The organism is Shinella sp. SUS2, assembly GCF_001262505.1.
Classification (GTDB): Bacteria; Pseudomonadota; Alphaproteobacteria; order Rhizobiales; family Rhizobiaceae; genus Shinella.
Window position 1 is genome coordinate 70,113 of the sequence record NZ_KQ410738.1, and the last position, 10,982, is coordinate 81,094.

Annotated in this window: 10 protein-coding genes; 1 reads left to right on the forward strand and 9 read right to left on the reverse strand. The window is 64.6% G+C overall.

The genetic code is table 11. The features are described from left to right. Position 1 precedes the first annotated feature (1 nt). The 9 genes from AKG11_RS23485 to AKG11_RS23525 all read right to left on the reverse strand — a co-directional run bounded on the left by AKG11_RS23485 (position 2) and on the right by AKG11_RS23525 (position 9,593). The gene (locus AKG11_RS23485; RefSeq protein WP_050745657.1) at positions 2-1,294 is read right to left on the reverse strand and encodes a hypothetical protein; all 1,293 of its coding nucleotides are present in this window, start codon (positions 1,292-1,294) and stop codon (positions 2-4) included. A gap of 25 nt (positions 1,295-1,319) precedes the next feature. After that, complete coding sequence (gene hutC, locus AKG11_RS23490) at positions 1,320-2,051, reverse strand: histidine utilization repressor (RefSeq protein WP_023513485.1); 732 nt, start codon at positions 2,049-2,051, stop codon at positions 1,320-1,322. A gap of 52 nt (positions 2,052-2,103) precedes the next feature. After that, positions 2,104-3,117, reverse strand: a complete 1,014-nt coding sequence (locus AKG11_RS23495) for a zinc-dependent alcohol dehydrogenase (RefSeq protein WP_050745658.1) — start codon at positions 3,115-3,117, stop codon at positions 2,104-2,106. 4 nt (positions 3,118-3,121) lie between these two features. Continuing rightward, complete coding sequence (gene hisD / locus AKG11_RS23500) at positions 3,122-4,450, reverse strand: histidinol dehydrogenase (RefSeq protein WP_050745659.1); 1,329 nt, start codon at positions 4,448-4,450, stop codon at positions 3,122-3,124. A 38-nt stretch (positions 4,451-4,488) separates the two neighbouring features. Beyond that, complete coding sequence (locus AKG11_RS23505) at positions 4,489-5,289, reverse strand: ABC transporter permease (RefSeq protein WP_050745660.1); 801 nt, start codon at positions 5,287-5,289, stop codon at positions 4,489-4,491. Beyond that, complete coding sequence (locus AKG11_RS23510; protein ID WP_023513489.1) at positions 5,286-6,230, reverse strand: ABC transporter permease; 945 nt, start codon at positions 6,228-6,230, stop codon at positions 5,286-5,288. Before AKG11_RS23510 ends, AKG11_RS23505 begins: the two co-directional genes overlap by 4 nt. 65 nt (positions 6,231-6,295) lie before the next feature. After that, positions 6,296-7,411, reverse strand: a complete 1,116-nt coding sequence (locus AKG11_RS23515) for an ABC transporter substrate-binding protein (protein WP_023513490.1) — start codon at positions 7,409-7,411, stop codon at positions 6,296-6,298. A gap of 32 nt (positions 7,412-7,443) precedes the next feature. After that, positions 7,444-8,577: an ABC transporter ATP-binding protein gene (locus AKG11_RS23520; protein ID WP_050745661.1), complete on the reverse strand. Its 1,134-nt coding sequence runs from the start codon at positions 8,575-8,577 to the stop codon at positions 7,444-7,446. Positions 8,578-8,825: 248 nt separating this feature from the next. Continuing rightward, positions 8,826-9,593, reverse strand: a complete 768-nt coding sequence (locus AKG11_RS23525) for an SDR family NAD(P)-dependent oxidoreductase (protein ID WP_023517073.1) — start codon at positions 9,591-9,593, stop codon at positions 8,826-8,828. A 127-nt stretch (positions 9,594-9,720) separates the two neighbouring features. On the opposite strand from AKG11_RS23525, the gene AKG11_RS23530 reads away from it, so the two are divergent. Further along, entirely contained in the window at positions 9,721-10,851 is a 1,131-nt protein-coding gene (locus AKG11_RS23530; protein ID WP_050745722.1) for a histidinol-phosphate transaminase, read from the forward strand. Positions 10,852-10,982: the final 131 nt, after the last annotated feature.

Consider the following 10,982-nt stretch of genomic DNA (forward strand, 5'->3'; position numbering starts at 1 on the left):
ATCAGCCTCTGCCGGGGTCGATCGCGTCGAGGAAGCGGGTGACCGCATCCTCCCCCGCCACCGGCTCGCTGCCAGCCATCACCGCAACGGAAAGGCCGATGAGCGAGGATACGGGATTGTGGCTCGTGGCACCGGCGCGAAGGTTCATCACCAGCGTCGGGCAGAGGAAGAGCCCGAGCCTGACGACCCGGCGCCAATCGGCGGGCAGCAGGCCGCGCGCCTTCAGGGTCGCCAGCAAAGGACGCCACAGGGCTTCAGCCTTGACGTCCAGCAGCGCCAGCCGGAACGGGCTCGGCGTGAAGTCCATGGTGACGTGCAGCCGGTCACCCGCAAGGACGGCGCTGGCCTCGTACCGTGCTGCCGCTTCGGCAGGATCGTACAGCCAAAAGGGATGGGCAAGGATGTTGTGGAAGGTCGTCTTCACCTCGGCGAGCAGCGTCGGGATGTTCTCACCGGCAAAGGCCGGATCGAAGAAGGCAAGGCGCGAGGAGCCATCGTGCTCCTCGTACCAGACATTGGCATTGTGGGCATCGCCATGGGCGACGACGCCGCCGGCATCTGCGAGGCACGCCGGGGCGAGCCGTTGATGCGCGGCGTCGAAAAGTGCGCCGATCCCCTCCTCATATTCGATGCCGTTGATGACGAAACGGCAGCGCGAAAGCTGGTCCCAGCCAAGCGTAAGCCCGGGGAAGGCAAAATCCTCACCGACATAGAAGCGCGAAAGCCGCCCGCCGGGATAGCTGCCGGCCGGCGCATCGATCAGGCGCTCGTAGAACAGCCGGTGGATCGGCTCGGCGGCAACCTCGGCGGCACTCACCGGATGCAGCGTGTCGAGATAGACCTTCAGCACGGCCTCGCTCAGCCCGCGCTCGGCCTCGACGGCTTTTTCGCGTGCCGCGACATCGTCCTTCATGTCCAGCGCCCGCAAGACGTCGGAGAAGCGCGGATCGGTGCGGCGGCGATAGACGAGGATCTGCTCGCCGGGCAGCACCGACATCAAGAGCGGCTGGTCCACCGGCAGGCCGGCTTTCGCCAGAATGTCGGCGCGATAATACTCGCCGCTCATCGCCTCCTCCCCCTCTTCCTGGTGGAATTTGAAGAAGAAGGCACCCTCGTCTGTCTCGAAGAAGCCGTTCAGCGAGTTGAGGCTGTACTGGTCGTGATTGATCGCCACATTGCGCGCGTCGATTGCAAAGAGATCGCGCAACAGGTCGGCCAAAAGCCGCTCCGCCTCCCCGCTTCCGGTCTTGGCGAGCTTCCTGATTTCCGCCGTGCGGCTCGTGGGCTGGGTCATGGCATTCTTTCCGGGTGGACGGGGTTTACTTGCTGCCGTGCAGGTATCGGCTGCCAAGCGAATAGCGGCTGCCGACATAGGTCAGCGTGTTGACGGTGGCGACGACCGGCCCCGTCCAGGTCTTGCGGTGCAGGACGAGGCAGCTGTCACCGGGGCGGATTTGCAGGAGCCGCGCATTCTCCTCGCCGGCCGGCAAAGCGCTGATCAGGTGCTCGACCTCGGTCAGCGGCGTAGCGGTCTGCAGATAGTCGTAGGTCGCAGCAATGCTGAAATCCTGCTCGACATAGCCGGAAACGAGGTCCGGATTGACGTAGCGCTCCTCGAGCTGGACGGGCAGGTCGTTCTCGAAATGAATCAAGACCGAATGGTCGACGGGTCGGACGGCTTCGAACTCGAAGGCGAGCAGCAGCTCCGGATCCGGCCGCTTGATGCGTTCCAGCACGACCACCTCGGCCCGGTGGCGGCTGCCGCGCGCCTTGATCTCGGTGATGATGTTGCTGATCTCGATCAGCGTCGATTGCGGCTTGGGCGGTGCAACGAAGGTGCCGACGCCCTGGATGCGGCGCAGGTGCCCCTCCGAGGTCAGTTCCCGCAAGGCCCGGTGTACGGTCATGCGCGAGACGCCGAGCGCGGAGACGAGCTCGTTCTCCGACGGGAGCCGGCTGTTGCGGCTCCATTTGCCGCTGCCGATATTGCCGAGGACGAAATCCTTGACCTTCTCGTAGAGCGGCGATGCCGAATCCGAAAGCGTGTTCATGGTTCACTGTCTCCGCCGGCATGAAGGGCCGGCAACCGGAATGACGCAGCGGTTAGTCGGCCACCGCGACGATTGTCTTCAGCGCCCGGCTTTCTCCCCGCAAAAGCCGCTCATAGGCCGCCGGTACCGCATCGAGCCCCGGCAGGACCTCGATCAAGCACTCAAGCGCCGGGGAAAGCTCGGCAAGCAGGCCGACAGCCTCAGAAAGTTCGTCCGCGAACGCGTGACAGCCGACGAGCGCAATTTCCCGCTCAACGAGGGTGTTGGGGTCGAGATCAAGCTTGCCGTGGCCGATGCCCACGAGGGCCAGCGCCCCGCCGCCGGAGAGAAGGTCCAGCACACCGGCAATGGCCCGGACACTGCCCGTCGCATCAAGCGCATGGCGCAGCCGCCGGCCGGAAAGCGCCGTGTCGAGGGCATCCCGCTCCAGGGCAACCACCGTACCGCCCGCCACCGCCTTTACCAACGCCGCCTTTTCAGGATTGAGGTCTGCGAGAAGAAGCGGGCCGTCGTGCAGACGCGAGAGCAGCAGCGCACTCAGCCCGCCGATCGTGCCGCAGCCGACGACGAGCACCGGCTCCCCCGCCGGAGCGGCCAGCCGGCGTACGGCATGGAGCGCCACCGCCAGCGGTTCGGCCATCGCGGCGACACGCGGCGAAAGCGCCGCATCATGGCGCAGGACGAGATGGGCAGGCAGTTGCACCGCCTCGGCAAAGCCTCCATCGCAGGCTTCGCCGACAAAGCCGAGGCTTTCGCAGACATTGACGCGCCCGCTGCGGCAGGCCGGGCAGGTGCCGCATCCAACGCGGGAATCCGCACAGACCATATCGCCGACGGCGACGTGGCCGACGCCCTCGCCGACCGCCGTCACGCGGCCACAGAACTCATGCCCCGCCGTCGAAGGCCGGCGTGTGATCCACTGGCCGGTGCGGTAGTTGTGCAGGTCGGAGCCGCAGATGCCGGCGGCCCGGACCGCGAGATTGACGAAGCCGGCAGACGGTGCGGAAAGCGGGGCCACCGCCTCCACCCGCAGGTCCTTCGCATCGTGGAGCCGCACCACCTTCATGGTCTCAGCCGCCCTTCTTCAGATAGGTCTGGCGCAACGGCGACACGGCCAGCGCATGGGACGAAAAGCCCTCATAGACCGCCAGATTGTGCGAATGCCGGGCGAATTCCGGGTAAGCCGGCGCCGTGACATAACCGATCGAGCTGCGCTTGACGAAGTCGGTCACGGAGAGCGGACCGAAGGTGCGGGCCCAGCGGCTCGTCGGCAGGACGGCGTTCGGACCGAGCGAGAAATTGGCGATGCTGACGGGGGTGTGCGTGCCCATCAGGATCTCCGACGCCTCGGTGATATGGCCGAGATGGATGAAGGGTTCTTCCGAGAGGAGTTCGAGATGCTCCGGCGCATAGGCATTGACGAAGGCGTAGCTTTCCTCGATCGAGCTCGTAAGCACGATGCCGCCCGTCTTGCCGGTGAGCACAGCCTTGGAGAAGGCGACGCGCTGCTCCGACATGCGCGCCCAGTGGTCCGGCAGGGCGGCAAGCGCCTCCTCCGCGACCCGGCGGCTGTGGGTGACGAGGTAGGCAGACGAATCCGGGCCGTGTTCGGCCTCGATCAAGAGATCGAGCGCGGCAAGCCCGCCATGCACCGTTTCATCCGCAAGGATCATCACCTCCGAAGGGCCGGCCGGAAGACCGGTATCGATGACACCGGACAGCGAGCGCTTGGCGGCGACCACCCAGGGGCTGCCCGGTCCGACGATCTTCAGCGCCGGTTTGACGGTTTCGGTACCGTAGGCGACCGCGGCCACGGCCTGGGCCCCGCCGACCTTATAGACCGTCTCCACGCTGGCAAGGCGCGCGGCGACCAGCGTCGCGGCATCGACAGAGCCGTCCGGCGCCGGCGGCGTGACGATGGCAAGGTTCGGCACGCCGGCCACAACAGCGGGAACCGAGGTCATCATCGTCACCGAGGGGAAGGAGCCCTTACCGCGCGGCACATAGAGGGCGACCGACTGGATGGGCGTAAAACGGTCACCGGCAAAGGCGCCGGGCCGGATCTCCTTCAGCCACATGGCCTCCGGCTTCTGCTCCTCATGGAAGGTGCGGATGTTGTCGATACCGAACTGGATGGATTCCACGACGCTCGCATCGACCAGCTTGAAGGCCGCGTCGAACTCCGCCTCGGTGACCTTGAGGTTGGCTTCGGTCACGGCGGCCTTGTCGAGCTCGCGCCCGAAACGCGCCAGCGCCTTGTCGCCTTCGGTGCGCACGGCCTCCAGGATCGGCGCGGCCTTCTCGATGAAGCTCGAAATATCGCTCTCCGACCGGCGCAGGAGGGCCGCCTTCTCCTCGGCGTTGAGCCTGGAATACTCGTAGAAAGACACTGATGTCATCGTCTTGTCCTTATGGCTGGCCCCTAAGGGCCGAAGGGTCACTTCGATTTGAGGAAGATGTCGAGACCGACCAGGCGATCGAGCAGGGCGATCGCCACGGCGGCACAGGCGATGAAGACCACCGAGATGGCGGCCAGATCCGGCGTGATGATCGACCGGATGGAATTGTAGATCTGCACCGGCAGCGTAACGCTTCGGGCATCCACCAGGAGCAGGCTGACCAGGAACTCGTTGAGCGCGAGGATGAACATCAGGAGCGAGCCGGTGATGACGCCCGGCAGCACCGCCGGAAGCGTGATGTAGAGGAAACGCTGCACGGGCGGCGCCCCGCAATTGGCCGCCGCCAGCTCCAGGTCGGGCGAGAGGTTGCTGGCACTCGCAGTTACGGCCCAGATCATGAAGGGCAGGTTGATGACGCAGCAGGCAATGCCGACGGGCCACAGCTTGCCGAGCACGCCGGCATTGCCGAAGACCAGCATCAGGCCGATACCGGAGCCGATCAACGGGATGGTGAAGGGCAGCAGCAGATAGATCTGGATGGAGCGGGCGAAGCGCACGCGGTACTTGGCAAGGGCGATGCCGGCAAGCGTGCCGACGGGGATGGCGACGATGGTGCAGATGGTGGCGACGATCAGCGAGCGCAGGAATGCCTGCCGGAGATCGCTTGCCTGCAAAATCGCGCCATACCATTTGAGAGAAAGGCCGTCCGGCGGGAAGGTGATGATGTTGCCGGCCGTGAACGAGGCGCCAAGCACCACGATGGTTGGCGCGGAGAGCATGAGAAGCGCGGCGACGACGAAGGTCCACAGGACGACGGATTTGCTGTGGCTGCCGGTCATTTTCGCGTCTCCCCCATGGCAAGCGTGCCGGCGCCGAAGAGCATGAAGACGACCCCGACGAGGATGGATCCGACGGCGACGAGCATCAGCGACAGCGTCGCGCCGAGCCCCTGATCGGAGGTGCGGAAGAACTGGTCGTAGATCGCATTGGCGATGAAATCCTGGGTGCCGCCACCAAGGATGGCGGGGATGGCGAAGTCCGTCAGCGACAGCGTGACGACGACGAGACCGGCGCCGACAAGGCCCGGACGGGACAAAGGCAGCACGACATGGCGGAAGGTGCGCACCCAGCCGGCGCCAAGCGAGGCGGCAGCAGCCTCCAGCTCGTTCGGGATGGCCGTCAGCGCCGGAGCCAGCATCAGCACCGCGAAGGGCAGCATGTATTGTACGAGGCCGAACAGCACGGCCGGATAATTGTAGAGCAGCCGCATCGGCGGTACACCGACGAGCCCCAGCGCCTCGTTGACCATGCCCTGGTTGCCGAGGATGATGAGCCAACCATAGGCGCGCACGACCTGGCCGATGAAGAACGGCAGGAAGAGAGCGACCAGCAGGAACTTGCGCAGCGCCGAGGAGGGCGTGCGCACCATCAGGTAGGCATAGGGGAAGGCAAAGAGCAGCGTAACCGCGGTGACGATCAGCGAGCCCATCAGGCTGCGGCCGGCCACCGTCGCAAAGAAACTCTCCGTCAGCGCACGCTGGTAGTTGGCGAGCGTGTAGGTCTCCGACATCAGAAACGTGCTGGTATCGAGCGTCCTGAGGCTCGTATCGCCGATCTGCAGGAGGCCGAGCACCAGCAGCCCCACCAGAACGATCGCCGGCATGAGCATGAGATAGGGCAAGCCCCGCTGGAAACTCGATGGCCAGACGGCGGCCGCAAGGCGTTCGAGCATATCCATGACACGCCATGTCACGGGATATGCGGCACGGGGAGTGCGCATGAACCGATCCTCTTAACGAAAGGAGAGTGCCCGCCGCCGATGGTGTGCGGCGGGCAGACAGGGCATCAGCCCTGCATGATTTCCTTGAACTTGGCGAACCACTGGCTCTCGTTCTCGACCTGCACCTTGGACGAGATGCGGATGAGGTGCTTGAAGGCCTCTTCCGTGGTCGGGTAGGACGGGTCGTTGACGAGGTCGGCCGGCGGGGTAAGGCCGGGCACGACGCCGGGCAGGCCGAGACCGTCAAGCCAGACCTGCTGGGCTTCCTTGGTCAGCGCATGGTTGATGTACTGCTTGGCCCAGTAGAGTTCGTTTTCCGGCAGGCCCTTCGGGATCCACAGGCCGTCCGTATCGAACTTCGCGCCCTCTTCCGGCACCACCCAGGCAAGCTCGATGCCGTTCTTCTTGGCTTCGCGCACATTGGTCGAAATGGTGCAGGCGGCGTCGATCTCACCCTTCTGGAACCAGGTGGTGAAGTCCGGATCCTCGCCGAGCAGCGGCTGCTGCTCCTTGATCTTCGAGATGAAGTCCCAGGCCGGCTGCATGTTGCCGGGAATGTCCTCCAACTTGCCGCCGCCGGCGACCTGCGCCGGGAAGTGGAAGCCGATGCCGTCGTTGTAGAGCGCGATGCGGCCCTTCAGCTTCGGATCAAGAAGATCCTTCCAGGACTTCGGTGCACCGTTCGGGAAGGCCGACGGGCGGTAGGCCAGCACGTAGACATAACCATAGGTGTTGACGATCGGATAGCCATCGAGCCCGACGGGCTTGGCAAGATCGGTGGTGTTCTTGAGGTTCGGCAGGTCCGACAGGTCTTCCGTCACACCGCGCAGCGCCGACTTGGTGGCGTTGGTGGTCGTGTCCCAGTTGATGTGGATCGGCGGCACGCGCTTCTGGGCGACGGCAGCCCAGACCTTCGGCTGGATCTCGTTGTCTTCCGTCAGGTCATGACGGACGGCAATCCCCGTCGCCTTGGTGAAGCTGTCGGAAACACCGGCCTTCAGCGCCTCGACCCAGCTTCCGCCCCAGGCGCGGACGATGATCTCGGCCGGCTTTTCAGGCTCCTGGGCAAAGGCGCGGCTGACGCCGAGCGTCGAAAGACCTGCGGACGCACCGGCCGCGGCCATCGACGCCAGCAGCGTGCGGCGACGGATCTGCATGGAAGAAAATTTATCATGCGACATTACGCGTTCTCCTCTGGCTCAGCCTTCGTTGGTTATCTTGCAAAGACATGCATGTCCCTCGCATTCCAGCCGAGGCGTACCGCGTCGCCCGGGCCGAACTGCAAATGGGATTCGGGGTCGTGATCGAAGACGCGCATCATGACGTCGCCGAGCTGTGGAACCCGGATTTCATAGACGACGCGCTCGCCCTCGAAGATGCAGTCGTCCACGAGGCCATCGACAACGGTTTCGAGGCCATCCAGCCGACCGTTCCTGGGCGCGACGCGGATCTGCTCGGCCCGCACCGCGCCGGTGCCGGCCTTTCCGGTCGCAAGCGTTGCGTCCGCCGCAAGGCCGGCAAGGCGAAGACCGCTGGCTTCGATCGTCGCGCGCGCTCCGGCAAGCTCGACCACCCTGCCCTCGATGAAGTTGGTGACGCCGATGAAGTTGGCGACGAAAGCGTTCGAGGGCGCACGATAGGCATCCACCGGGCGCGCCTTCTGCTGGATCGAGCCACCGTCCATGACGACGATCTCATCGGAAACGACAAGTGCCTCGCGCTGGTCGTGTGTGACGTTGATCGTCGTGACGCCGAGCTCCTTCTGGATACGGCGGAACTCCAGCTGCATTTCCTCACGCAGCTTGCGGTCGAGCGCGGCAAGCGGCTCGTCGAGCAGCAGGAGATCCGGCTCGAACACCAGGGCACGGGCAATGGCCACGCGTTGCTGCTGGCCGCCGGAAAGCTCGTTGATACGCCGGTTTCCGTAGCCGCCAAGGCGGACGAGATCGAGATAGCGCTCCACCTTCTCCGGTATGCGGCGGGCATCGTGGCGGCGCATCTTCAACGGGAAGGCGACATTCTCCCCCGCTGTCATGTGCGGGAAAAGCGCCAGTTTCTGGAACACCATGCCGATAGCCCGGCCATGCGGCGGCACGGCGCTGACAGGCTGGCCATTGATGAAGATCTCGCCGCCGGTCGGGCGATCGAAGCCGGCGATCATGCGCAGCAAGGTCGTCTTGCCGGATCCCGAAGGCCCGAGGATGGTGAGAAACCGGCCTTTCGGCAGATCGAAGGATGCGCTCTTTACGGCATGGACATTGCCGAAGACCATGCTGACATCTTTGACGGAGACCGCAACCCGGTCGAGCGGCTCGGCCGCACGCTGTTCGACATCGACAACGCCCATGACATTCCCCTGTGCTGCCCTACCGGCGACGCAGGGGCGCTGGAAGGCTTCCTCTTGCCACTACGGCCGCGGGCGGGCGACCGAGCATCTTGTAAGGTTGTCTATACATATGCATACAAGCTCCGTCAACCAAATATGCGCATTTTTTGCACTGCAAAACCATCCGCCTAAATTTTGTGCAATAGCGAAAAATCGCCTCTCACGCCTGCCTCTAAAGACGGCGCGAGCGATACAAGGCGCTGGCGCTGTCAGATCGAGGCAAGGTAGCCGCCATCGACCGGAATGCAATGGCCGGTGACATAGGCGGCCGCATCACTGCACAGGAAAACCGCCACACCGCCGATATCGCCTTCACCACCAAAGCGGCGTTGCGGGATCTTGTCCAGCATCCGCGTCTGCCACTCTTCGTTCTCGTAGAACGCCTCCGTCATGGCCGTGCGGAAGTAGCCGGGGGCAATGGCGTTGACGCGAATATTGTGCGGCGCCCACTCCGTGGCAAGCGCCCGCGTCACGCCGAGAAGACCCGATTTTGACGCTCCATAGGGCACAGCCGTCGGAATGCCGACATAGGAGGTCAGCGAGCAGAGATTGACGATCGCGCCGCCACCGGACCTGGCCATGATGCGGCCCGCCGCCTGCGCACAGAAGAAGGCGCCCTTCAGATTCGTCGAGAGGATCGATTCCCACAGGGCCTCATCGACATCGAAGGAGGGGCGGACATTTTCGAAGCCGGCATTGTTGATGAGGATGTCGAGGCCGCCCAGCGCATCGGCCGCCACGGCCGTCACGGCCGCACTGGCCTCCACGTCGCGGACATCCTGCACGAGCGCCACGCAGCGCCGTCCGGCTTTTTCCACCAGCGCCCGGGTCTCCGCCAGCCCCTCAAGCGCACGCGCCGTGACGGCGACATCGGCCCCGGCTTCGGCAAGCGCCACCGCAATGGCCTGGCCGATCCCGCGGCTGGCCCCGGTGACAAGCGCGCGGCGGCTGGAGAGATCGAAGATCGGACGGTTCATGGCGGCACCTCGATTGACTTCCTGCCAGAGGACAGCACTTCCGCAAGAAAATGTCTATACATATATACAGATCAAAATTCCGGGCGTATGAATGCGGCATGGCAAACTGATCGCATGGAGCCGCAAAATGGCAGACCCTTCAAGCCTGATCCGCGGAGAAATCCGCTCTATCCCGCCCTACAATGCCGGTCTGACGCTCGAAGAAGTGCGGGCCACGTATCAGGTGGACACCATCGCCAAGCTCGGCTCCAACGAGAACCCCCTTGGCCCCTCGCCGGCCTTGCGACGGCTGTTTTCCGACATCGGCGAACTCGCCCGCCTCTATCCCGATCCGCAGGGCCGCGCCCTCTGCACCCGGCTCGCCGCCAGCTTCGGCGTCGATAGCCGGCAGGTCATCCTCGGCAACGGCTCGGAAGACCTGATCGGCGTCATCTGCCGCTCGGTCGTGCGCCCCGGCGACACAGTCGCGACGCTCTACCCCTCCTTCCCGTTGCATGAAGACTATACGGCGCTGATGGGTGGCCGGATCGAGCGCGTGCCGGTGACCGAGAACCTGACCATCGACATGGCGGCGCTCCTTGCCGCCGCAGCCCGCAAGCCGCGCATGCTGATGTTCTCCAACCCGATGAACCCGGTCGGCTGCTGGCTGACACCGGACGAGCTGGCGGCAGTCATCGCCGCGCTCGACGCAGAGACGCTGCTGGTCATCGACGAGGCCTATGCGGAATATGCCGCCGGCGACGACTATCCGTCGGCGATCGACATGCTCAAGGGCAAGGATATCCCCTGGGTGGTGCTGCGCACCTTCTCCAAGGCCTACGGCCTCGCGGGCCTGCGTATCGGCTACGGCGTCGTCAGCGACACCGGTCTCTGCGATTTTTTCAACCGCGCCCGCACCCCGTTCAACACCAACGCAATTGCCCAAGCCTCGGCGGTCGTCGCCCTCGAAGACCTGGATCACCTCGCGCAATCGGTCAAGAGCGCCCTTGCGGAACGGGAACGGCTGAAGACGGCCCTCGCTGCCGCCGGCTACCGGATCGCGCCGTCGAAAGGGAACTTCCTGTTCGTCGATGCCGGAAAGAACGCTTCGGATCTGGCCGTAGCGCTGCTGAAGCGTGGCGTCATCGTCAAACCTTGGAAGCAACCCGGCTTCGAGACATTCATCCGTGTCAGCATCGGCTCGCGGGAGGAGAACGACCATTTCCTTCGCGCACTTGCGGATGCGGAGGGCGTGGACGCGGCGAAATCTGCCGGGTAGCCAAAGACGAGAACATCGTCGGGAGGCTTTCCCAACTCGCTTCGACGTGAGGACGGCGATCCACCCCGGACAAACGCATGCCGCCTGCCCGAGGAGGTCAGTCTCGAGCAGGCGGCAGTGGAAACGGTATG

Bases quoted from the DNA above. Each gene is read 5' to 3' on its own strand.
- AKG11_RS23530 (WP_050745722.1), top strand. From the start codon at position 9,721: ATGGCAGACCCTTCAAGCCTGATCCGCGGAGAAATCCGCTCTATCCCG.
- AKG11_RS23510 (WP_023513489.1), bottom strand. From the start codon at position 6,230: ATGCGCACTCCCCGTGCCGCATATCCCGTGACATGGCGTGTCATGGAT.
- AKG11_RS23505 (WP_050745660.1), bottom strand. From the start codon at position 5,289: ATGACCGGCAGCCACAGCAAATCCGTCGTCCTGTGGACCTTCGTCGTC.
- AKG11_RS23525 (WP_023517073.1), bottom strand. From the start codon at position 9,593: ATGAACCGTCCGATCTTCGATCTCTCCAGCCGCCGCGCGCTTGTCACC.
- AKG11_RS23485 (WP_050745657.1), bottom strand. From the start codon at position 1,294: ATGACCCAGCCCACGAGCCGCACGGCGGAAATCAGGAAGCTCGCCAAG.
- hutC (WP_023513485.1), bottom strand. From the start codon at position 2,051: ATGAACACGCTTTCGGATTCGGCATCGCCGCTCTACGAGAAGGTCAAG.
- hisD (WP_050745659.1), bottom strand. From the start codon at position 4,450: ATGACATCAGTGTCTTTCTACGAGTATTCCAGGCTCAACGCCGAGGAG.
- AKG11_RS23515 (WP_023513490.1), bottom strand. From the start codon at position 7,411: ATGTCGCATGATAAATTTTCTTCCATGCAGATCCGTCGCCGCACGCTG.
- AKG11_RS23520 (WP_050745661.1), bottom strand. From the start codon at position 8,577: ATGGGCGTTGTCGATGTCGAACAGCGTGCGGCCGAGCCGCTCGACCGG.
- AKG11_RS23495 (WP_050745658.1), bottom strand. From the start codon at position 3,117: ATGAAGGTGGTGCGGCTCCACGATGCGAAGGACCTGCGGGTGGAGGCG.